Annotated in this window: 17 protein-coding genes and 1 riboswitch; of the genes, 6 read left to right on the top strand and 11 right to left on the bottom strand. The window is 69.0% G+C overall.

The features are described from left to right. Positions 1-152: 152 nt before the first annotated feature. The 4 genes from phrB to VV867_RS03125 form a co-directional block, all read right to left on the bottom strand. A complete protein-coding gene (phrB, locus tag VV867_RS03110) occupies positions 153-1,643 on the bottom strand; it encodes a deoxyribodipyrimidine photo-lyase (RefSeq protein ID WP_328565592.1) in 1,491 nt (496 codons plus the stop codon). Beyond that, complete coding sequence (locus VV867_RS03115; RefSeq protein WP_328565593.1) at positions 1,640-2,590, bottom strand: MerR family transcriptional regulator; 951 nt, start codon at positions 2,588-2,590, stop codon at positions 1,640-1,642. Before VV867_RS03115 ends, phrB begins: the two co-directional genes overlap by 4 nt. Further along, positions 2,580-3,539 carry a YbgA family protein gene (locus tag VV867_RS03120; protein WP_328565594.1) on the bottom strand — a complete coding sequence of 320 codons (960 nt, stop codon included), beginning with the start codon at positions 3,537-3,539 and terminating at the stop codon, positions 2,580-2,582. The genes VV867_RS03115 and VV867_RS03120 overlap by 11 nt, the downstream gene beginning before the upstream one ends. A 117-nt stretch (positions 3,540-3,656) precedes the next feature. After that, on the bottom strand, positions 3,657-4,640 hold the full coding sequence (locus VV867_RS03125; protein ID WP_328565595.1) for an NAD(P)/FAD-dependent oxidoreductase: 984 nt from the start codon (positions 4,638-4,640) through the stop codon (positions 3,657-3,659). Between the two features lie 267 nt (positions 4,641-4,907). Here VV867_RS03125 and VV867_RS03130 point away from each other — a divergent pair, with 267 nt between their 5' ends. Together VV867_RS03130 and hemH are read left to right on the top strand one after the other, a co-directional pair. Beyond that, the gene (locus VV867_RS03130; RefSeq protein WP_328565596.1) at positions 4,908-5,834 is read left to right on the top strand and encodes a TIGR01777 family oxidoreductase; all 927 of its coding nucleotides are present in this window, start codon (positions 4,908-4,910) and stop codon (positions 5,832-5,834) included. Positions 5,835-5,843: 9 nt separating this feature from the next. After that, on the top strand, positions 5,844-6,869 hold the full coding sequence (hemH, locus tag VV867_RS03135) for a ferrochelatase (RefSeq protein ID WP_109936243.1): 1,026 nt from the start codon (positions 5,844-5,846) through the stop codon (positions 6,867-6,869). 372 nt (positions 6,870-7,241) lie between these two features. On the opposite strand, the gene VV867_RS03140 is transcribed toward hemH, so the two are convergent. Then, the gene (locus VV867_RS03140; RefSeq protein WP_328565597.1) at positions 7,242-9,383 is read right to left on the bottom strand and encodes a methyl-accepting chemotaxis protein; all 2,142 of its coding nucleotides are present in this window, start codon (positions 9,381-9,383) and stop codon (positions 7,242-7,244) included. A gap of 193 nt (positions 9,384-9,576) precedes the next feature. Here VV867_RS03140 and VV867_RS03145 point away from each other — a divergent pair, with 193 nt between their 5' ends. Further along, the gene (locus VV867_RS03145) at positions 9,577-10,398 is read left to right on the top strand and encodes a M48 family metallopeptidase (protein WP_109937309.1); all 822 of its coding nucleotides are present in this window, start codon (positions 9,577-9,579) and stop codon (positions 10,396-10,398) included. A gap of 79 nt (positions 10,399-10,477) precedes the next feature. Beyond that, the gene (locus VV867_RS03150) at positions 10,478-11,461 is read left to right on the top strand and encodes an NAD-dependent epimerase/dehydratase family protein (protein ID WP_109936245.1); all 984 of its coding nucleotides are present in this window, start codon (positions 10,478-10,480) and stop codon (positions 11,459-11,461) included. A 359-nt stretch (positions 11,462-11,820) separates the two neighbouring features. On the opposite strand, the gene VV867_RS03155 is transcribed toward VV867_RS03150, so the two are convergent. The 5 genes from VV867_RS03155 to VV867_RS03175 all read right to left on the bottom strand — a co-directional run bounded on the left by VV867_RS03155 (position 11,821) and on the right by VV867_RS03175 (position 16,788). Beyond that, complete coding sequence (locus VV867_RS03155) at positions 11,821-12,264, bottom strand: ketosteroid isomerase-related protein (RefSeq protein WP_328565598.1); 444 nt, start codon at positions 12,262-12,264, stop codon at positions 11,821-11,823. An 85-nt stretch (positions 12,265-12,349) separates the two neighbouring features. Beyond that, positions 12,350-12,931 (bottom strand): TMEM165/GDT1 family protein, encoded by a 582-nt coding sequence (locus VV867_RS03160; RefSeq protein ID WP_109936247.1) that lies wholly within the window; start codon positions 12,929-12,931, stop codon positions 12,350-12,352. Between the two features lie 98 nt (positions 12,932-13,029). Next, a riboswitch (yybP-ykoY riboswitch) is annotated at positions 13,030-13,149 on the bottom strand. Between the two features lie 39 nt (positions 13,150-13,188). Next, positions 13,189-14,655 (bottom strand): amino acid permease, encoded by a 1,467-nt coding sequence (locus tag VV867_RS03165; protein WP_328565672.1) that lies wholly within the window; start codon positions 14,653-14,655, stop codon positions 13,189-13,191. A gap of 124 nt (positions 14,656-14,779) precedes the next feature. Then, entirely contained in the window at positions 14,780-15,784 is a 1,005-nt protein-coding gene (locus VV867_RS03170; RefSeq protein ID WP_328565599.1) for a class I SAM-dependent methyltransferase, read from the bottom strand. 41 nt (positions 15,785-15,825) lie between these two features. Continuing rightward, positions 15,826-16,788 carry a 2-hydroxyacid dehydrogenase gene (locus tag VV867_RS03175; RefSeq protein WP_442964997.1) on the bottom strand — a complete coding sequence of 321 codons (963 nt, stop codon included), beginning with the start codon at positions 16,786-16,788 and terminating at the stop codon, positions 15,826-15,828. Between the two features lie 83 nt (positions 16,789-16,871). Between VV867_RS03175 and VV867_RS03180 the strand changes: the two genes are divergently transcribed. Next, positions 16,872-17,501, top strand: a complete 630-nt coding sequence (locus VV867_RS03180; RefSeq protein ID WP_328565600.1) for a LysE family transporter — start codon at positions 16,872-16,874, stop codon at positions 17,499-17,501. 349 nt (positions 17,502-17,850) lie between these two features. Here the strand turns inward: VV867_RS03180 and VV867_RS03185 are convergent, their stop codons facing one another. Then, on the bottom strand, positions 17,851-19,026 hold the full coding sequence (locus tag VV867_RS03185; RefSeq protein WP_328565601.1) for an acetyl-CoA C-acyltransferase: 1,176 nt from the start codon (positions 19,024-19,026) through the stop codon (positions 17,851-17,853). A 189-nt stretch (positions 19,027-19,215) separates the two neighbouring features. Here VV867_RS03185 and VV867_RS03190 point away from each other — a divergent pair, with 189 nt between their 5' ends. Then, on the top strand, positions 19,216-20,898 hold the full coding sequence (locus tag VV867_RS03190) for a fatty acid--CoA ligase (protein ID WP_109936252.1): 1,683 nt from the start codon (positions 19,216-19,218) through the stop codon (positions 20,896-20,898). The last annotated feature ends 106 nt before the right edge of the window (positions 20,899-21,004 follow it).

Below are 21,004 nucleotides of genomic sequence, written 5' to 3' on the forward strand. Positions count from 1 at the left end.
TCCGGCCGACGGCGGATAACCCGGCACGATTCGCGGATGAGATCCGCTCCGACGTCTCGCCCACATCGTTCCCATGTAGGAGCGGGTAGCACCGCATCCGGAGTGCTCTTCGTAGGAGCGAGCTTGCTCGCGAACAGACTCCGCTGCGGGGCTCATTCGCGAGCAAGAACTAGGCGTCCCCCCTCGCTCCTACGAGAAGCCGTGCTCGCCTGGGCGGATTCAGCCCCCGGCAGATTGCGGAAAGCCTCCAGCACCCGCTCGCGGCTCGCCGCCAGGTCGAGCATCGGCGCCGGGTAGCCGGGCGCGCCGAACAGCCCCAGGCGCGATGGCTCGTGCAGGCTTTCGTTGTCCAGGCCGGCCAGCTCCGGCAGCCACTGGCGCAGGAAGCGCCCATGGGGATCGAAGCGGCGCGACTGCGCCAGCGGGTTGAACAGGCGGAAGTAGGGCGCGGCGTCGGTGCCCGTGGAGGCGCTCCATTGCCAGCCGCCGTTGTTCGCCGCCAGGTCGCCGTCGACCAGGTGGCGCATGAACCAGCGTTCGCCTTCGCGCCAGTCGATCAGCAGGTTCTTGCTGAGGAACATGGCCGTGAGCATGCGCAGGCGGTTGTGCATCCAGCCGGTGGCCAGCAACTGGCGCATCGCCGCGTCGATGATGGGGAAGCCGGTACGCCCCTGCTGCCAGGCTTCCAGGTCCGCCGGCGCGTGGCGCCAGGGCAGTGCCTCGGTCTGTGCGCGGAAGGCGCGGCCGCGGCTGACCTGTGGGAAGCCGACCAGGATGTGCTTGTAGAACTCGCGCCACAGCAGCTCGTTGATCCAGGCCACGGGGCCCGGGCCGCCGCTCTCGAACTCGCCGCGGTTGTTCGCCAGCGCCGCGTGCAGGCACTGGCGCGGCGAGAGCACGCCGGCGGCCAGGTAGGCGGAGAGCTGGCTGGTGCCGTCGAGGTCCGGGCGGTCGCGTCGTTCGTGGTAATGCGCCAGGTCGTCCTCGGCGAAGCCGGCCAGGCGCTCGCCGGCGGCCTTTTCCCCGGCGGGCCAGAACTCGCGCGCCTGGGCGGCGCTGGGCGCGAAGCCGGGCAGTTCGTCGGGCACGGGGTCGCTGGCCACGTCCAGTGGCGCCTGCGGTGGCGGCGCCGGCAGGCAGGCGGGCAGGGCGCTGGCCAGGCGCTGGTAGCAGAGCTTGCGGAACTGGCTGAAGACCTGGAAGTAGGTGCCGCCGCGGGTGAGCAGGCTGCCGGGGACGAAGAACAACTGGTCCAGGTGGCTGTGGAAGCCCACCCCGGCTTCGGCCAGGCGCCGCTTCACCGCCTCGTCGCGGCGGCTTTCGTGGAGGCCGTATTCCTCGTTCACCCGTACCGCGGCGATGCCCAGCGTTTGGCATAGCTGCAGCAGGACTTCGGGTGCCTGGCCCCAGGTATCCGCTTCGCGCAACAGCAGCGGGATGTTCAGCCGCGCCAGGTCGTGCCGCAGCGCCTGCAGGTTGCGCAACCAGAAGTCGACCTTGTTCGGCGAGTCGTCGTGGGCGCGCCACTGGCCGGGGCTTAGCAGGTAGCAGGCGATGACCGGGCCGGCCTGCGCCGCGGCGGCCAGGGCGGTGTTGTCGTGCACGCGCAGGTCGCTGCGCAGCCAGAGCAGTTGGCGCCTCATTCGCCGCCCCCGCCGTTGAGCAGGCCCAGCGCCTGCAGGGTGGCGCGCGCCTGCAGCGGGTCCTGCGCCAGGTGCAGGCCCGGGTGGCTGCCGCGCTGCAGATCGGCCAGCTCCCGCGCGTGGATGTTCACGCTGGCGCCCACCAGTAGGGTGGGGCAGATGCAGCCGTCGAGCAGGCGCGCCAGGTGCGTCGGGCTCAGGCTTTGGTCGGAGTAGAGGAGCAGGGCGCGCGGGTTCAGGCGCTGTTCGACCAGGGCGATCTCGGCGCAGGACAGCGGGCCGTCGAACACCTGCACCGGGCAGCCGGCGGCGCTGGCCAGCCAGGCGCACAGCCAGTGGCCGGTCTCCCGCGGGTGCTCCGACTGGTTCACCAGCAGCAGTGGCCGCCCCTGCTGCTGGCGGTTGTAGTGGTACAGGCGGCCGCCGAGCTTGCTGCGCAGCCAGGAATGGTAGAGCAGGCGCTCCAGGCCGCTGCCGAACTGGCCCTGCCAGCGCTGCTGGAGGTCGCGCCGCAATGGCAGCATCAGGTGCTCGCACAGCGTCTGCGCCGGGTAGATCGACAGGGCGCCGTTGAACAGCTCGTCCAGGCGCTGTTCGTCGAGCCGGGCGATGGCACCCAGCGCCTGCTGGCGCAGGTCGTCCCAGGGCGAATGGGTTGCGGCCGCCGCCCGTGGCGGTTCGTCGAGCAGGTCGCGCACCTTGCCCACCGCCACGCCGCGTTCCAGCCAGGTGAGGACGTGGCGGATGCGCTCCAGCTGCTCGGTGGAGTACAGGCGGTGGCCCTTGGCGGTGCGCTGGGGGACGACCAGCCCGTAGCGGCGCTCCCAGGCGCGCAGCGTCACCGGGTTCACCCCGGTGCGCCGCGCCACTTCGCTGATGGGCAGCCAGCCGGCGGCCAGCGCCTGGCGATAATCGTCGGGAAGGGTGTCGCTTCGTTCAGATGGCATTGCGTAGACCCAGGGCCTCGGGGTGGGGTTGCAGGTACGCCTGGCGGGCGATGTACGGGTGCGGGTGGCGGCGGAAGTGGTGCTTGAGCAGCGCCAGGGGCACCACCAGCGGCACGTCGCCGTGGCGGTACTGCTCGATCAGATGCTGCAGTTCGGCGCGGTCGTCAGCCCCCAGGGCGCGCTTGAGGTAGCCGGCCAGGTGCTGCAGCACGTTGCTGTGGCTGCCGCGGCTGGCGCAGTGGCCCAGCGCCTGGCTGAAGGTGCGGTAGTACAGCGGGCCGAAATGCTCTGCCGGGTGCCGGCCGATATCCGCCAGCTGGTGGCCCAGCTCGGCGTACAGGCGCGGGTGGTGGGCGAGCAGCTGGTACTTGTAGCGCGAGTGGAAATCGAGGATCGCCTTGTGCGTCAGCCCGGCGCGGCACAGGGCGAGCCAGTCGAGATGGGCGTAGACGCGGGTGACGAAGTTCTCGCGCAGGCGGGGATCGTGCAGGCGGCCTTCCTCTTCCGCCGGCAACTCGGGGCGGGCGGCGCAGAAGGCTTCGGCGAACAGGCCGCGGGCAATCGCCAGGGGCGGCTGGCCGTCGTCGGGGTAGAGCTTGACGCGGTGCAGGCCGCAGGAGGGGGACTTCTGCATGAAGATGAAGCCGCCCAGTTCGTCCAGCTGGCCGGCCTGCTCCGCGCCATGGCGACGCAATGCCGCACTGTGGTCCAGGGGCGCATCGCGGCTGTCCACGGCGCGCGGCCGGGCGGCCTCGCCGACCAGGCGCAGGGTCGGGCGCGGCACGCCCAGGCCGATGGCGACTTCCGGGCACAGGGGGACGAAATCGAAATGCCGGGCGAGGTCCTCCAGGCACAGGCGCGAAGCCTTGTGCCCGCCGTTGTAGCGGACGTTCGCGCCGAGCAGGCAGGCGCTGATGCCGAGCCTGGGCCGGGGAGGGGAAGTGGACATGGTCTGGCCCTGTACAAGTAGGCTTCACGTGTACAACTATTTTTCAGCATAGGCCGAGAGTTGTACAGCGGCAAATTGCTTGTACAGGGTGCGGCGCCCTGGCGGGCGCCGTCGGGCTCAGAGGTGCTGCAGCAGCCGGCGGGCCGCTTCCAGGCCGCTCAGCCAGGCGCCCTCGACGCGGCCGGAAAGGCACCAGTCGCCGCAGGCGTAGATGCCCAGGTCGGCGTCGGCCAGCGCGCCCAACTGGTGCGCTTCCAGCGGCCGGGCATAGAGCCAGCGATGGGCCAGGGCGAACACCGGCGCCGGCACCGCGCAGCCGATCATTTCGGCGAAGGTGCCCAGCAGGTGCTCGATGACCGTTTCCTTGGGCTTGTCGATGTTCTGCCGGCTCCAGCTGCTGCTGGCGTGCAGTACCCAGGTGTCCATGTGCTCGTCGCGGCCGGGCTTGCAGCGGTTGCTGGCCATCCAGGTCAGCGGGCCTTCCTGGACGAAGCAGCCCTGCACCGGCGTCTGTAGGGGTTCGGCGAAGCCCAGGGCCACGGCCCAGGTCGGCTCCATGGCGATGCTCGCCGCCGCCGCCGCCAGCTTGGGCGCGCCGGCCAGCAGCGCCGCGGCCTGGGGCGCCGGGGTGGCGACCAGGACGTGGCTGAAGGGGCCGTGGTTGCAGCCTTCGGAGTCCTGCAGGTGCCAGTGGTGCTCGCCGCGGAAGACTTCCGTGATGCGGCAGGAGAAGGTGACCTGCAGGCCCTGCAGCAGCGCACGGGTGATGGCGCTCATGCGCGGCGTGCCGACCCAGCGCGGCTGCTCGTCTGGCGACGGGCTGAGCATGCCGTCGCGGTACTGGTACAGGGCCGGGTCCCACTCGGCGACCCAGCCGGCGTCGCGCCAGTGCTGGATGGCGTCGAGGAAGCGGCGGTCGCGGGCGGTGAAGTACTGGGCGCCGAGGTCGAGCGCGCCAGCGTCGCTGCGCTTGCTCGCCATGCGGCCGCCGCTGCCGTGGCCCTTGTCGAAGAGCTGGACTTCCTGTCCCGCGTCGAGCAGGGCGTGGGCGGCTGAGAGTCCGGCGATTCCGGTGCCAATGATGGCAATGGGGGCGCTCATGACATGCCTCGTAGGTTGTTGTGTTCAGGTTAGCGAGTCGAACAACCTTGTACAATCGGTTTTATTTGTATAGTTGTTCGGTCGCCGTTCGAACGGTCGAGCGGAATTCCGTCCACGCTTCGTGGCCATTCCTTCGGGGGCGTCGCGTATCGGTTCCGGCATTTACAGCGTAGACGTTCGCCACACTCGGACGGGTGCGGTAATGCAAGCGCCGTTCCCTCGTCCAGACTGATGGTAGGTGTGGGAGTTCAGCGCAAGGAGGTTCAGATGCACATCTTCATTACCGGCGGTACCGGCCTGATCGGCCGCCGCCTGTGCCGCCACTGGAGCGCCGCCGGCCATCGGCTGACGGTGCTGAGCCGCCGCCCGGAGCGCGTCGCCGACCTTTGCGGCAGCGAGGTGCGGGGCGTTTCCAGCTTCGAGGCGGTGGGCGACGAGCCTGTCGACGCGGTGATCAACCTGGCTGGTGAGCCCATCGCCGAGCGGCCCTGGACGTCGCGGCGCAAGGCGCTGCTGTGGGACAGCCGGGTACGCCTCAGCGAGCGCCTGGTGGAGTGGCTGGAGGGGCGCAAGCAGCGGCCATCGGTGCTGATCAGCGGCTCGGCGGTGGGCTGGTACGGCGATGCCGGCGAGCGGCCACTGGACGAAGGCAGCGCGGCGGCAGGCGAGGATTTCGCCAGCGAGCTGTGCCTGGCCTGGGAGCAGATCGCCCTGCAGGCCGAGGGCCTCGGCATCCGCGTGGTGCGCCTGCGCACCGGGCTGGTGCTGGCGCCGGAGGGCGGCTTCCTCGCCCGCCTGCTGCCGGCCTTCCGCTTCGGCCTGGGCGGCCAGCTGGGCAACGGCCGGCAATGGATGTCCTGGGTGCACATCGAGGACATGATCGGCCTGATCGATTTTCTCTTGCAGCGAAGCGACGCCAGCGGTCCGTATAATGCCTGCGCGCCGCAGCCGGTGCGCAACCGCGATTTCACCCGGGCGCTGGGGCAGGCCCTGCACCGTCCGACCCTGCTGGGCGTGCCGGCCTTCGCCCTGCGCACCCTGCTCGGCGAGCTGTCGCTGCTGTTGCTCGGCGGCCAGCGCGTGGAGCCCCGCCGCCTGCTGGAAGCCGGCTTCGTGTTCCGCTACAACGATCTGCCGGCCGCCCTCGGCGATGTCCTCGCGCATCGCCCGGCAGCCGCCGCCCACCGTCACTAAGGATGCTGCATGACCCTCAACGCCCTGCTGCTGGTCAACCTGGGCTCGCCGGCCTCGACGGAGGTGGCCGATGTGCGCCGTTACCTGGACCAGTTCCTCATGGACCCGTACGTCGTCGACCTGCCCTGGCCGGCGCGGCGCCTGCTGGTGTCGCTGATCCTGCGCAAGCGCCCGGAGGAGTCGGCGCATGCCTATGCCTCCATCTGGTGGGACCAGGGCTCGCCGCTGGTGGTGATCAGCCGCCGCCTGCAGCAGGTCATGCGCAAGTACTGGCCGCATGGCCCGGTGGCGCTGGCCATGCGCTACGGCCAGCCGTCCATCGAGAACGCCCTGCTGGACCTCTACGAGCAGGGCGTGCGCCGGGTGACCCTGGCGCCGTTGTACCCGCAGTTCGCCGACAGCACCACCACCACCGTCATCGAGGAGGCCCGGCGGCTGATCCGCCAGCTCGGCCTGCATGGCATGCGCCTGATGGTGCTGCCGCCGTTCTACGCCGAGCCGGAATACCAGCAGGCACTGGTGACCAGCGTGCAGCCCTACCTGGAGCAGCCCTACGACCACCTGCTGCTGAGCTTCCACGGCCTGCCCGAGCGGCATATCCGCAAGCTGGTGGGCGACCGCAACCACGACCTCGACGCCGCCGACAGCCGCCACGTGCGCCCGGAAGTCCTGGCGCTGTGCTACCGCAGCCAGTGCCTGCGCACCGCGGAGCTGTTCGCCGAGCGCGCGGGCCTGGAGAAGGGCCGCTGGTCGGTGTCGTTCCAGTCGCGGCTGGGCCGCGCCAAATGGATCGGCCCCTACACCGATGCGCAGCTGGAGGTCCTGGCGAAGCAGGGCGTGAAGCGCCTGCTGGTGATGTGCCCGGCCTTCGTCGCCGACTGCATCGAGACCCTGGAGGAAATCGGCCAGCGCGGCCGCGAACAGTTCATCGCCGCCGGCGGCGAGGAGCTGGTGCTGATCCCCTGTCTGAACGACCAGCAGGCCTGGGCGCTGGCGCTGGCGCGGTTGTGCGAGCGGCTGCCGGAGCCGTTGTGAGGCAAAAAAACGGCGGATAACGCCGTAGGCGTTATGCGCCCTACGCGCATGCCGTTAGCGCGTGCGTGGTGTGAGGACGATGCCTGGCTTCCAGGCCACTCGGGACAGCCCCCTCTCCCGCTTGCGGGAGAGGGTTGGGGAGAGGGGCTCTTGGGCCCGGCACCTGGTTCGTAGGGCGAATAAGCGTTCGCGGTTATCCGCCGTTGGCCCGGAATGCCGGTGCCCGGCGAAAACGGCGGATAACGCCGTAGGCGTTATGCGCCCTACGCGTATGCCGTTAGCGCGTGCGTGGTGTGGGGATGATGCCTGGCTTCCAGGCCACTCGGGACAGCTCCCTCTCCCGCTTGCGGGAGAGGGTTGGGGAGAGGGGCTCTAGACCTTGAACTGATTCACCAGCCGCCGCTGCTGCTCGGCCAGCCTGGTCAGCTCGGCGCTGGCCTGGGAGGCTTCGTCGGCGCCGCCGGCCACCTGGTTGGCGACCAGGCCGATGTTGGCGACGTTGCGGTTGATGTCCTCGGCCACCGCGCTCTGTTCCTCGGCGGCGCTGGCGATTTGGGTGTTCATGTCGTTGATCACCGATACCGCCTGGGTGATCGACTCCAGCGCCTGGGCGGCCTCGTGGGCGTGGCGCACGCTGTCGTCGGTCTTCTCCTGGCTCTGCTGCATCACCTGCACCACTTCGCGGGTGCCGTTCTGCAGTTGCTGGATCATCGTCTGGATTTCCTGGGTGGCCTGCTGGGTCTTCTGCGCCAGGTTGCGCACCTCATCGGCTACCACGGCGAAGCCGCGGCCCTGCTCGCCAGCCCGCGCCGCCTCGATGGCGGCGTTGAGCGCCAGCAGGTTGGTCTGCTCGGCGATGCCGCGGATGGCTACCAGGATGGCGTTGATGTTCTCGCTGTCGCGGGCCAGCGACTGCACTACGCCGACCGCGCGGCCGATCTCGGTGGCCAGGGCCTGGATCGCCGCGGAGCTGCTTTCGACTATCTGCCTGCCCTGGTGCGCGGCCTGGTCGGCGTGGCTGGCCGCTTCCGCCGCGTGGGTGGCGTTGCGCGCCACGTCCTGGGCGGTGGCGGTCATCTCGTGGACGGCGGTGGCCACCAGCTCGATCTCAGCCAACTGCTTCTGCACGCCCTGGTTGGTGCGGATGGCGATGTCCGCGGTGTGCTCGGAGGAGTCGCTGACGTGCTGCACCGAGGTCACCACCTGGCCGATCATGCCCTGCAGCTTGCCGAGGAAGGTGTTGAAGCCGCGGGCGATGGAGCCCAGCTCGTCGGCGCGCTCGCTGGCGAGGCGGCGGGTGAGGTCGCCTTCGCCCTGGGCGATGTCGTCGAGCATGCCCACCAGCTGGCGCAGCGGGCGGGCGATGCCGTGGCCCACCAGCCAGATCACCAGCAGGCCGCCGGCGGCGATGAGCAGGCCGACCAGGGTCATGCCCAGGGTGTCGGAGTCGCTCTGCGCCTTGAGCGCGCCCTGCAGTTGCTTGAGTTCACCGAACACGGCCTGCCGCGGGATTTCCAGCATCAGCGTCCAGCGCGTGCCGGTGTCGCCGATGGCGAAGGGCAGGAACACGGCGATGGTGTCGCGGGCTTCGTCCTGCTGGTACAGCGGCTGCTCGCCCTGCAGCTTGCCGAGGCTGGCGGCCTGGCTCGCGTCGAGTACCTTGTCGGCCGGTTCGCCGAGCTTGCCGGCGTCCTTGGTGTAGGCCACCAGGCGGCCGTTGGCGGAGATCAGCGCGAGTTCGCCGGCGCCGTCGTACAGGGTGCTGTCGGCGGCCTTGAGCAGGTCCTGGATGAAGTCCAGGGACAGGTCGGCGCCCACCGCGCCGCGGAACTGGCCGTCGACCAGGATGGGCGCGTTGAAGGACGACATCAGCACCATCCTGCCGCCCATCTCATAGGGCGCCGGGTCGATCACACAGGGCTTGTGGCGTTCCTTCGGGCACAGGTAGTACTCGCCCTCGCGCACGCCGGTGGGCAGCACCTTCTGGCTTTCCAGGGTGTCGCCCATGGCTTCCACGGTGAGGCTGCCGTCGGCCTTGCGGTACCACCAGGGCATGAAGCGCCCGCTGGCGTCGTAGCCGGCGCCGGTCTGCCCGGCGTAGAGGCTGTCGGGGCCGGCGAAGGCGCCGGGCTCCCAGCCGGCGAAGGCGTCCAGCAGCTTGGGGTTCTGCTGCACCGTCTGGCGCAGCAGGTTGGACATCTCGCCGCGGCTGATGCCCAGCAGCGGCTTGCCTTCGGCGTCCTTGCCGTCCATCAGCATGTTGGCCTGGGCCAGGCCCTTGACCACCGTCAGCGGGTATTCCAGTTCGCGCTGGATCTGGCTGGCCTGGGCGCGGGCCAGGGCCACCAGGCGTTCGTTGATGACCTTTTCCAGCAGCGCCTGGGTGCGCTCCTGCACCAGCGTCTGGGTGCGCCCGCCGGCGAACAGGGCATACAGCACCAGCGCCGCCACCACAGCCAGCACGCTGGCCCCCGCCAGCGCCACCACGGAAAACTGGATCGACTTGAACTTCATGACGAAATACCCGCGTACCAGGGACAGCCTGTTCCGCTGTATCGGCAGGACTTCAGCGTTTCCTTAGGAAATGCCTTGTAATGGGTTGTAACGCCCTTGTGTCGTCTCCCTCGCACAGCGGTTGCCGGCCATCGGGGGGCGGCCTACCATTGCGCGCTGTCCAAGGGAGAATGCAATGCTTCAGGAGAGCATCATGTCCAGCGTATTCCGTTTCGCCGGCCTGGCCGCGGCCCTGCTGCTGGCCGGCTGCCAACAGGTGAACACCACCAGCGGCGGCGCCGTCGGCGTCGAGCGCAAGCAGTACATGTTCAGCATGCTGTCGAGCCAGCAGGTCGACCAGATGTACTCGCAGTCGTACCAGAAGACCCTCACCGACGCGACTTCCGCGGGCAAGCTGGACAACGGCAGCAGCGACGCCAAGCGCGTCAAGGCCGTGGCCGCGCGGCTCATCCCGCAGACCGGCTCGTTCCGCCAGGACGCCCCGGGCTGGGACTGGCAGGTCAACGTGATCAAGAGCGACGAGCTCAACGCCAACTGCGGCCCCGGCGGCAAGATCATCTTCTACAGCGGCCTGATCGACCAGCTGAAGCTCACCGACGACGAGATCGCCGCGGTGATGGGTCACGAGATCGCCCACGCCCTGCGCGAGCACGGCCGCGAGCAGATGTCCCGGGCCTACGCCGTGCAGATGGGCGAGAACCTCGGCGGCGCGCTGCTGGGCATGGGCCAGACCAGCATGCAGCTGGCCGACCAGGTGGTGCAGTACAGCCTGACCCTGCCCAACAGCCGGCAGAACGAGACCGAGGCCGACCTCATCGGCCTGGAGCTGGCCGCCCGCGCCGGCTACAACCCCCAGGCCGCGCTGACCCTGTGGGAGAAGATGGGCAAGGCGGGCGGCGATGCGCCGCCGGAGATCCTCAGCACCCACCCGGCGGACAGCACGCGCATGGCCAACCTGCAGGCCGCCATTCCCAAGGTGATGCCGCTGTACGAGCAGGCCAAGGGCCGCAATTGACGAGCGGGGGGATCGACGCCGTCGATCCGTTGCAGCCGGCCGCCCGCGCGGCCGGTTCGACCATCACCAGGGAGCGCCAGTGAAAATCGCAGTACTCGGAGCCACCGGGCTCCTCGGCCATCATGCCGCGCGCGCCATCAAGGCCGCCGGCCACCAACTGGTGCTGATCCACCGTCCGTCCTCGCAGATCCAGCGCCTGGCCTACCTGGAGCCGGAATGCCGGGTCGCCGAACTGTTCGACTACAAGGGGCTGGAACGCGCCCTGAGCGGGCTGGACGCGGTGATCTTCAGCGCCGGTTACTACCCGCAGCGGCCGCGCCGCTGGCAGGAGGAGGTGGCCAGCGCCCTGGACCAGACCAACCACTTCTACGCGGCCTGCCAGCACAACAAGGTGTCGCGCATCCTCTACGTCGGCTCGGCCTTCGCCATGCCCATGCACCCCCAGGGGCTGCCCGGCCACGAGGGGCTGTTTTACGAGAGCCTGCCCACCGGCAAGAGCGCCTACGTGATGTGCAAGTGGGCGCTGGACGAACAGGCCCGCGAACAGGCCCGCGGCGGCCTGCCGGTGGTGATCGGGATTCCCGGCATGGTGCTGGGCGAGCTGGACATGGGGCCGACCACCGGGCGCCTGATCACCGCCATCGGCCGCGGCGAGATGTCCCACTACGTGCCGGGCCGGCGCAACGTGATCGACGCCGGCGAAGCGGGGCGCGGCCTGCTGATGACCCTGGAGCGCGGGCGCATCGGCGAACGCTACCTGCTCACCGGGCACAACGTGGAGATGGCCGAGCTCACCGCCACCATCGCCCGCCTGCTGGGCCGCCCGGCGCCGCAGCCGATGCCGCTGCACCGCGCCCGCGCGCTGGCCACCCTGGGCCGCTGGCGCTACCGCCTGACCGGCAAGCTGCCGCTGCTGGACGACACCGCCATCGAGGTGATGGCCGGCGGGCAGTTCCTCGACGGCCGCAAGGCCCGCGAGGAAATCGGCTTCGAAAGCCACGTGCCGCTGGAAGATACCCTGCACCGCGCCATCGACTGGTTCCACGCCAACGGGTACCTGTAGGACGCGGACTTCGTTCGCGAATCGCGCGCAGGCTGGGGCGTAGGGCGAATAACCGTTCGCGGTTATCCGCCGATACACCGGCGCTACAGCCAATGCCAGGGGCAACCCCGGAGCCGCCGGGGATCGCGGCCAGACGGCGGATAACGCCGTAGGCGTTATGCGCCCTACGCCGGGCTCACCCGCGACGTAGGGCGAATAACCGTTCGCGGTTATCCGCCGATACACCGGCGCTACAGCCAATGCCAAGGTCAATCCTGGAGCCGCCGGGGATCGCGGCCAAACGGCGGATAACGCCGTAGGCGTTATGCGCCCTACGCCTGAGCGGATTTATCCGCGATTCGCGTGCAGGGTATTTCCCCTCAGGGCAGCGCCTGCTCCGCCAGCGGGCGGTTCTGCAGGCCCATCTGGCTGCGGAAGCTTTCCATGTCGATCAGGGTGCACAGCTCCTGCTGCTTGCCGTGGCTGTTGAACACCCACAGGGCCATGCCGGGGATGCTGACCACCTTGTCGCTGGCCGGGTAGCCGAAGGCGGGGCGGCCGATGGTGCCGACCAGGGTGCTCCAGGTGAACACCTTGTGGCCCTCGCCGATGCATTCCTCGACCACCACCTCCAGGTCGTCCATGGACGCGCGGATGCCCTCGATCAGCTGCCGGTAGCCGGCGCTGTCCAGGGGCTGGGCGGAGAAGCTGCTCTTGTAGAGGAAGTCCGGGCTGTGCAGCTGGGTGGCCAGGGCCAGGCGGCCCTTGTTCCAGCTCAGGTCGATGTGCTGGCGGGCGAGGCGTTTCAGGTCCTTGTCAGTCATGGCTGTTTCCTTCAGCTAGGGACGACAGTTGTCACTGTAGGCCTGTGGCATGGCGGCGGCATTGGCCGCCACGCCGAAGCGGCCGTCAGAACAGCCCTGACAGCTGGGCGGCGTGCCAGGCCGCGACCAGGCCCAGCACGGCGAAGGCGCAGGCGGCCAGGCGGCGGATCAGCGCCAGCGGCAGGCGCTCGGCGGCGAAGTTGCCGGCCAGCACCACCGGCACGTTGGCCAGCAGCATGCCGATGGTGGTGCCCAGCACCACCAGCCAGAAGTGCGGGTACTGCGCGGCCAGCATCACGGTGGCGACCTGGGTCTTGTCGCCCATCTCGGCGAGGAAGAAGGCGATCAGCGTGGTGAGGAAGGGGCCGAACCTCTTCAGGCCGCCCTCTTCGTCGTCATCCAGCTTGTCCGGCACCAGGGTCCAGGCCGCCACGGCCAGGAAGGAGGCGGCCAGCAGCCAGCTCAGGGCGGCTTCGGAGAAGAAGGTGGAGACCCATTTGCCCACGGCGCCGGCAGCGAAGTGGTTGACCAGGGTAGCGACGACGATGCCGGCGATGATCGGCCAGGGCTTGCGGAAGCGCGCGGCGAGGACGAGGGCGAGCAGTTGCGTCTTGTCGCCGATTTCGGCGAGGGCAACCACCAGGATGGGGACGAACAGGGATTCCATCAGGCTTTCCTAAGGGGGCGGGTCGACTAATCACCGATGACACGCGCCATCCGCCCACCCCGGGTCGGATCGCTCGTGTCATAGGTCTTGTCAAACCCGGGCCCGACTGCTACGGGCCTTGGGGCCGCACGCGCCATGGTCTGCGGACCAAGTGTGTTGACGCGTGCCGGGCGAGGGTGGGAACCGCTCGCGGGAGACTACTCCCCTAGGACGGGGCGCATTCTGCCCAAGTCGTCCGGCTTGGGCAAGCCTGGCTTTCAGTCGACGTCGCGGCCGGAGGTGACGTCCATCTCCTCGTAGCGGACGAAGCGGCTGCCGTTCTTCAGGCGGTAGCCCCACCAGATGGCGAGGAACAGCGGCAGGCTGACGTAGGTGGCGACCAGCCCGGTCCAGTCGATGCGCTCGCCGACGAACGCCTGGTAGTTCTGCCCGAGGGTGATCGCCAGGCACAGGGCGAAGGCGAACAGCGGGCCGAAGGGGAACCACTTGGCGCGGTAGGGCAGGTCGTCGAGCTTGCCGCCCTGCAGCAGGTAGCCCTTGCGGAAGCGATAGTGGGAAATGGCGATGCCCAGCCAGACGATGAAGCCGCACATGCCCGAGGTGTTGAGCAGCCAGGTGTAGACGGTCTTGTCGCCGATGAAGCTGGTGAGGAAGCACAGGCCGCCGATCAGCGTGGTGGCGTAGAGCGCATAGCGCGGCACGCCGCTCTGCGAGATCTGCCGGAACAGGCGCGGCGCCTGGCCATGCAGGGCCATGGTGTAGAGCATGCGGGTGGAGGCGTACATCCCCGAGTTGCCGGCGGAGAGGATCGCCGAGAGGATCACCGCGTTCATCACCCCGGCGGCCGCGGCCAGGCCTGCGCGCTCGAAGAGCAGGGTGAAGGGCGAGGTGCTGATGTCGCTGCTGTCGGTCTTGAGCAGGTTCGGATCGGTGTAGGGGATCAGCATGCCGATGACGAAGATCGACAGGATGTAGAACATCAGGATCCGCCAGAACACCTGGCGGATGGCGATGGGGATCGACTTGTGCGGGTGCTCCGACTCGCCGGCGGCGACGCCGATCAGTTCGGTGCCCTGGAACGAGAAGCCGGCGATCATCGCCACCCCGACCATGGCCTGCAGGCCGCCGACGAAGGGCGCATCGCCGGTGGTGAAGTTGCTGAAGCCGGGGGAGTCGATGCCGTGCATGATGCCGAAGATGCTCGCCAGGCCGATGCCGATGAAGATCACCACGGCCACCACCTTGATCAGCGCGAACCAGAACTCGCTCTCGCCGAAGCCCTTCACCGAGAAGAAGTTGAGGCCGAACATGATGGCCAGGAAGATCGCGCTCCAGTACAGGCCGGGCACGTCGGGGAACCAGAAGTTCATCACCAGCTGCGCGGCCACCAGTTCCGCGGCGATGGTCACCGCCCAGTTGTACCAGTAGTTCCAGCCCATGGCGAAGCCGAAGCCGTCGTCGATGAAGCGGCTGCCGTAGGTGGAGAAGGAGCCGGAATCGGGGATGTAGGCGGCCATCTCGCCCAGGCTGGTCATCAGGAAGAACACCATCAGGCCGATCAGCGCGTAGGCCAGCAGCGCGCCGCCGGGGCCGGCGGTGGCGACGGTGCTGCCGGAGGCGACGAACAGCCCGGTGCCGATCGAGCCGCCGATGGCGATCATGTTCAGGTGCCTGGGCTTGAGCGAGCGCTTCAGGTGCGCGGGGGTCTTTTCCGGCGACTTCACGAAGGTCAGCTCGGCTTCTTTCACGGTGCTTTTCACGGCGATCCTCGGCTCGTGAGGCGCGCCGGCTGGGCGCGCCCTTTTCGGTCTGGTGGAGTGTAGTGGGCCTGCGACGAGGCGCCCGGCCTCAGGGGCGGCGGGCGCTGTAGATGCGGAAACCGTCGCCCTCGGCGAGGCTGCGGCAGGGGCCCAGGTGCTGTTCGATCAGCGGCGGGTACTTGAGGAAGCTGTTGGCCACCAGGCGCAGTTCGCCGCCCGGCCGCAGGTGCTGCGCGGCTTCGCGCAGCAGGCGTTCGCTGGCCTGGTAGTCGGTGTGCACGCCCTGGTGGAAGGGCGGGTTGCTGACGATGGCGGCCAGGCCCGGGGGCGCCGCGTCGATGCCGTCGCCGCCGATCACCTCGCCTTCCAGGCCGTTGGCGGCGAGGGTCAGGCGGCTGCTTTCCAGGGCGAAGGCGTCGACGTCGAGCAGGCTCAGGCGGCTGGCCGGGTAGCGGCGCTTGAGCACTGCGCCGAGCACGCCGGCGCCGCAGCCGAAGTCCAGCACCTGGCCTTCGGGCAGGCCGTCCAGGTGTTCCAGCAGCAGGGCGCTGCCGCGGTCCAGGCGGCCGTGGCTGAACACGCCGGGCAGGGTGACCACCTGCAGTTCGCCGTCGGCCAGTTCCAGGCTGTAGCGCTGGGCCAGGGCGTGCAGGTCGGGGCAGGGCAGGGCGCCATCGATGCTGGCGTGCCAGAGTTGGCAGTGCCGCGCGCTGTCGAGCTTGGCGGCCTTGGCCAGGGCGCCGAGCTGTTTGGCGGCGCGTTCGACGCCGGCGCGTTTCTCGCCCACCAGGTACAGCTGGCCGCCGGGCACGCGGCTGGCCAGGGCGGCCAGCAGGTAGTCGGTCAGCTCGCGGGACTTGGGCAGGAACAGCACGGCGGCGTCGAACTCGCCGCTTGGCGGCGTCACGCCGAAATGGCAGCGCCCCGGGTGGCGGCCGTCCAGCAGCCGCTGCTCGCCGGCGTGCCAGCTCCAGCCCAGGGCCTGGGGCAGCTCGCCGAGCAGGCCGTCGGCGGGCAGGCCGGCCAGCAGCACGCGGCCGGCGAAACGTTCGATCTGGCGCAGCAGCACCTCGCTGGTAGGGGCGTAGGACATGCGGCCTCCTGAAAAAGGGCGCGAGTTTAGCACTTCGCGCTTCAGTCGACCCGCCGCAGCCTGTCGCCGCGGAAGAAGGCCGCGGCGTTGTCCGTCACCTGGCCGACGATGCGCTGCCGCGCCTCGCGGCTGCCCCAGGCGTTGTGCGGGGTGACGATCAGCCGCGGGATGTCGCCGGCCAGCAGCGGGTTGCCGTCCTTGGGCGGCTCGACGCTGAGCACGTCGGTGGCGGCGCCGCCCAGGTGGCCGCGGCGCAGGGTGTCGGCCAGGGCCTGCTCGTCGATCAGGCCGCCGCGGGCGGTGTTGACGATGAAGGCGCCGGGCTTCATCAGGTCCAGCTCGCGCTGGCCGATCATCCCGCGGGTCTGGTCGGTCAGCGGGCAGTGCAGGCTGATGGCGTCGACCTGCGGCAGCAGCTCGTCCAGCGCCAGGCGGTCGGCGCGCGGCGGCCGGCCGGGCAACTGGCCGAGCAGCACGCGCATGCCGAAGGCCTCGGCCAGGCGGCCCACCGCGCCGCCCAGTTCGCCGTGGCCGAGCAGGCCGAGGGCCTTGCCCTCCAGCTCGACGATGGGGTAGTCCAGCAGGCAGAACTGGGTGGCCTGCTGCCAGCGCCCGGCGCGCACCGCCGCCTGGTAGTCGGGCAGCCGGGTGGCCAGGGCGAGCAGCAGGCCGATGGCGTGCTGGGCCACCGAGGCGGTGCCGTAGCCCTGGCAGTTGCACACGGCGATGCCGCGTTCGCGGGCGGCGGCCAGGTCGATGTTGTTGGTGCCGGTGGCGGTGACCAGGATCAGCTTGAGGTCCGGGCACTGGGCCAGGGTTTCGGCGCTGATGGGCGCCTTGTTGCTGATGGCCACGTTGGCCTCGCGCAGGCGCCCGGCGATCTCGCCCGGGGCGCTGGCGGCGTGCAGGACCAGTTCGCCGAAGGCCTGGTGCAGCGGCTGCAGGTCGAGGTCGCCGAGGTCGAGGGAGGCGGTGTCGAGGAACACGGCGCGGGAGCTGTTCATCACTGGCTGTACCTTTTGCGGGAAGCGGGGCTGGCGTAAGGTTGCCAGCCTGACGGCGTTAATCACACCCCTGCGGAGGTTGCATGTACTGGACGGAATTCCTCACCGTGGCATTGATCCACCTGCTCGCGGTGGCCAGCCCCGGCCCGGACTTCGCCGTGGTGGTGCGCGAGAGCGTGACCCACGGCCGCCGCGCCGGCACCTGGACGGCGCTGGGGGTGGGCTGCGCCATCTCCATCCACGTGACCTACTCGCTGCTGGGCATCGGCCTGATCGTTTCGCAGTCGATCATGCTGTTCAACACCCTCAAGTGGCTGGCCGCGGCCTACCTGTTCTACATCGGCATCAAGGCGCTGCGGGCGAAGCCTGCCGGCGGCGACGGCAGTGTGGAGGTCGCTGCGCCGAGCGAACGCACCCCGCGCGGGGCCTTCGTCAGCGGCTTCGTTACCAACGGCCTGAACCCCAAGGCGACGCTGTTCTTCCTGTCGCTGTTCACCGTGGTCATCAACCCGCACACCCCGGTGCTGGTGCAGGCCGGCTACGGCGTCTACCTGGTTTGCGCCACCGCGGCCTGGTTCAGCTTCGTGGCGCTGCTGTTCAGCCAGCAGCGCGTGCGCGCCGGCTTCGCCCGCATGGGGCACTGGTTCGACCGGATGATGGGCGTGGTGCTGGTGGGGTTGGGTGTCAAGCTGGCTTTCACCGAATTGCGCTGAGGGTTGGGTGCTTGCGCTTTTCGTAGGAGCGAGCTTGCTCGCGAATGGTGCTTGGCTGGGGCTTTGGGTGTTGGGTTTTAGAGCGCCCTCTCCCTAACCCTCTCCCTGAAGGGAGAGGGGACCGTTCGGTGTGTTCGGTTGCTTCGGCGTTAGCCGGCTTGTACCGATTACCCGGCTAACACCAAATCCTTTCTCGGCACGGGGAGAGGGGCTCTCAGACCTGCCACCGATGTTCCGGCCAGTAGCCGAAAATCGCGCGCAGGGAATGGCATACACAGTGGCTTGCACGGAGCCGAAACGAAAAGGGCGCGACCATGGTCGCGCCCTTTTTCTGTTACCGGTAACAGCGTTACAGCAGCTCTATGGCCACCGCGGTGGCCTCGCCGCCGCCGATGCATAGCGAGGCCACGCCGCGCTTGCCGCCCTTCTTCTGCAGGGCGTTGATCAGGGTGACGATGATCCGCGAGCCGGTGGAGCCCACCGGGTGGCCCTGGGCGCAGGCGCCGCCGTAGACGTTGACCTTGGCGTGGTCCAGGCCGTGTTCGCGCATGGCCAGCATGGTGACCATGGCGAAGGCTTCGTTGATCTCGAACAGGTCGACGTCGTCCTTCTTCCAGCCGGTCTTGCGGAACAGGTTGGTCATGGCGCCGATCGGGGCCAGGGTGAACTCGCTCGGATCCTGGCTCTGGGTGGCATGGCCGACGATCTTCGCCAGCGGCTTGAGGCCACGGCGCGCGGCTTCCTCGGCGGTCATCAGCACCAGCGCGCTGGCGCCGTCGGAGATCGAGCTGGCGTTGGCGGCGGTGATGGTGCCGTCCTTCTTGAACGCCGGCTTCAGGCTGGGAATCTTGTCCAGGTTGGCGGTCAGCGGCTGCTCGTCGTCCTTCACCAGCACTTCGCCCTTGCGGGTGGTCACGGTCACCGGGGCGATCTCGCTGGCCAGCGAGCCGTCCCTGATCGCCGCCTGGGCGCGCTTGAGCGAGTCGATGGCGTAGGCGTCCATCGCCTCGCGGGTGATGCCGTTGCTGTCCGCCGTGTCCTGGGCGAAGGAGCCCATCAGGCGGCCGCTGCGGGCGTCTTCCAGGCCGTCGAGGAACATGTGGTCCTTGATCTCGGCGTGGCCCATGCGCAGGCCGGTGCGGGCCTTCTCCAGCACGTAGGGGGCGTTGGACATGCTCTCCATGCCGCCGGCGACCATGATCGTGTTGGTTCCGGCCTTGAGCAGGTCGTGGGCCAGCATCACCGCCTTCATGCCCGAGCCGCACAGCTTGTTGATGGTGGTGCAGCCGGTGGCGGCGGGCAGGCCGGCGTTGAGTGCCGCCTGTCGGGCCGGGCCCTGCTTCAGGCCGGCCGGCAGCACGCAGCCCATGATCACTTCCTCGACATCGGCGGCGTCGATACCGGCGCGGGCGACTGCCTCGCGGATGGCGATGGCACCCAGTTCCACCGCGGGGACCGCGGCCAGGCTGCCCTGGAAGCCGCCCATGGGGGTGCGGGCGCCGCTGACGATGACGATTTCGGACATGGAAAACTACCTCGTGGCTCTTGTTCTTGGGGGCGGCCGTGAACGACCGGGTGGCGGCGATTCTAGCGCGTGACCGGATCAGGCCAAAGAGTCACCCGCAAATCACTCTTTGGATGGATGATTGGTCATGATCGCGCCTCTACAGTCACCGGCATCGACTCCCATGAAGGTCCCACAGGTAAGCCGAACATGCTCAAGACCCGTCTCCTCCCCGCTGCGAGCAATGCCTACCAGTACCCGTTGCTGGTCAAGAGCCTGCTGTTGTCCGGCGCGCGCTACGAAAAAAGCCGCGAGATCGTCTACCGCGACCTGGTGCGCTACAACTACGCCACCTTCAACGAGCGCGTCGCGCGCCTGGCCAACGTCCTCACCGAGGCCGGCGTGCAGGCCGGCGACACCGTGGCGGTGATGGACTGGGACAGCCACCGCTACCTGGAGGCGATGTTCGCCATCCCGATGATCGGCGCGGTGCTGCACACCATCAACATCCGCCTCTCGCCGGAGCAGATCCTCTACACCATGAACCACGCCGAGGACCGCTTCGTGCTGGTCAACAGCGAGTTCGTGCCGCTCTACCAGGGCATCGCCGGGCAGCTGACCACGGTGCAGAAGACCCTGTTGCTGACCGACGGCGCCGACAAGACCTGCGCGCTGCCCGACTGCATCGGCGAATACGAGACGCTGATGGCCGCGGCCAGCCCGCGCTACGCCTTCCCCGACTTCGACGAGAACTCGGTGGCCACCACCTTCTACACCACCGGTACCACCGGCAACCCCAAGGGCGTGTACTTCACCCACCGCCAGCTGGTGCTGCACACCCTGGCCATGGCCTCGACCATCGCCAGCCTGGACAGCATCCGCCTGATGGGCAACAGCGACGTGTACATGCCGATCACCCCGATGTTCCACGTGCATGCCTGGGGCACCCCCTACGTGGCCACCATGCTCGGCATCAAGCAGGTGTACCCGGGGCGTTACGACCCGGAACTGCTGGTGGAGCTGTGGAAGCGCGAGAAGGTCACCTTCTCCCACTGCGTGCCGACCATCCTGCAGATGGTGATGAACGCCAAGGCCGCCCAGGGCCTGGACTTCAACGGCTGGAAGATCATCATCGGCGGCAGCGCGCTGACCCGCTCGCTGTACGAGGCGGCCCAGGCCCGCGGCATCCAGCTGACCGCCGCCTACGGCATGTCCGAGACCTGCCCGCTGATCTCCTGCGCCTACCTCAACGAGGAGCTCAAGGCCGGCAGCGAGGACGAGCGCACCACCTACCGCATCAAGGCCGGCGTGCCGGTGCCGCTGGTGGACGCGGCGATCATGGACGAGCACGGCCAGCTGCTGCCGGCCGACGGCGAGTCCCAGGGCGAGCTGGTGCTGCGTTCGCCCTGGCTGACCCAGGGCTACTTCCGCGAGCCACAGAAGGGCGAGGAGCTCTGGGCCGGCGGCTGGATGCACACCGGCGACGTCGCCACCCTCGACGGCATGGGCTTCATCGACATCCGCGACCGCATCAAGGACGTGATCAAGACCGGCGGCGAGTGGCTGTCCTCGCTGGAGCTGGAAGACCTCATCAGCCGTCACCCGGCGGTGCGCGAGGTGGCCGTGGTGGGGGTGCCGGACCCGCAATGGGGCGAGCGCCCGTTCGCCCTGCTGGTGCTCTTCGAGGGCCAGCAACTGGACGCCAAGGGGCTGAAGGAGCACCTCAAGCCTTTCGTCGAGCAGGGCCACATCAACAAGTGGGCGATTCCCTCGCAGATCGCCGTTGTTACTGAAGTTCCCAAGACCAGCGTGGGCAAGCTGGACAAGAAGCGCATCCGTGTGGATATCGCTCGTTGGCAGGAGTCCGGCAGCGAATTCCTCTCCGCCCTGTAATCCCTTCCCTCCGGCTGCGTCCCCCAAGCAAGCGCTTGGCACGGGGCGCAGCCTCTGCTAATCCTTTCTGCGAGCCGTCTAGCTTGCGGCTCGTTGCCGCAGCGAC

Origin of the sequence: Pseudomonas sp. JH-2 (genome assembly GCF_036231725.1) — a bacterium.
GTDB classification, from domain to species: Bacteria; Pseudomonadota; Gammaproteobacteria; order Pseudomonadales; family Pseudomonadaceae; genus Pseudomonas; species Pseudomonas delhiensis.

What these genes read in the sequence shown, in the direction of transcription:
- phrB (WP_328565592.1), bottom strand. Translation starts at nt 1,643, where the DNA reads ATGAGGCGCCAACTGCTCTGGCTGCGCAGCGACCTGCGCGTGCACGAC.
- VV867_RS03115 (WP_328565593.1), bottom strand. Translation starts at nt 2,590, where the DNA reads ATGCCATCTGAACGAAGCGACACCCTTCCCGACGATTATCGCCAGGCG.
- VV867_RS03120 (WP_328565594.1), bottom strand. Translation starts at nt 3,539, where the DNA reads ATGTCCACTTCCCCTCCCCGGCCCAGGCTCGGCATCAGCGCCTGCCTG.
- VV867_RS03125 (WP_328565595.1), bottom strand. Translation starts at nt 4,640, where the DNA reads ATGAGCGCCCCCATTGCCATCATTGGCACCGGAATCGCCGGACTCTCA.
- VV867_RS03130 (WP_328565596.1), top strand. Translation starts at nt 4,908, where the DNA reads ATGCACATCTTCATTACCGGCGGTACCGGCCTGATCGGCCGCCGCCTG.
- hemH (WP_109936243.1), top strand. Translation starts at nt 5,844, where the DNA reads ATGACCCTCAACGCCCTGCTGCTGGTCAACCTGGGCTCGCCGGCCTCG.
- VV867_RS03140 (WP_328565597.1), bottom strand. Translation starts at nt 9,383, where the DNA reads ATGAAGTTCAAGTCGATCCAGTTTTCCGTGGTGGCGCTGGCGGGGGCC.
- VV867_RS03145 (WP_109937309.1), top strand. Translation starts at nt 9,577, where the DNA reads ATGTCCAGCGTATTCCGTTTCGCCGGCCTGGCCGCGGCCCTGCTGCTG.
- VV867_RS03155 (WP_328565598.1), bottom strand. Translation starts at nt 12,264, where the DNA reads ATGACTGACAAGGACCTGAAACGCCTCGCCCGCCAGCACATCGACCTG.
- VV867_RS03160 (WP_109936247.1), bottom strand. Translation starts at nt 12,931, where the DNA reads ATGGAATCCCTGTTCGTCCCCATCCTGGTGGTTGCCCTCGCCGAAATC.
- VV867_RS03170 (WP_328565599.1), bottom strand. Translation starts at nt 15,784, where the DNA reads ATGTCCTACGCCCCTACCAGCGAGGTGCTGCTGCGCCAGATCGAACGT.
- VV867_RS03175 (WP_442964997.1), bottom strand. Translation starts at nt 16,788, where the DNA reads ATGAACAGCTCCCGCGCCGTGTTCCTCGACACCGCCTCCCTCGACCTC.
- VV867_RS03180 (WP_328565600.1), top strand. Translation starts at nt 16,872, where the DNA reads ATGTACTGGACGGAATTCCTCACCGTGGCATTGATCCACCTGCTCGCG.
- VV867_RS03185 (WP_328565601.1), bottom strand. Translation starts at nt 19,026, where the DNA reads ATGTCCGAAATCGTCATCGTCAGCGGCGCCCGCACCCCCATGGGCGGC.
- VV867_RS03190 (WP_109936252.1), top strand. Translation starts at nt 19,216, where the DNA reads ATGCTCAAGACCCGTCTCCTCCCCGCTGCGAGCAATGCCTACCAGTAC.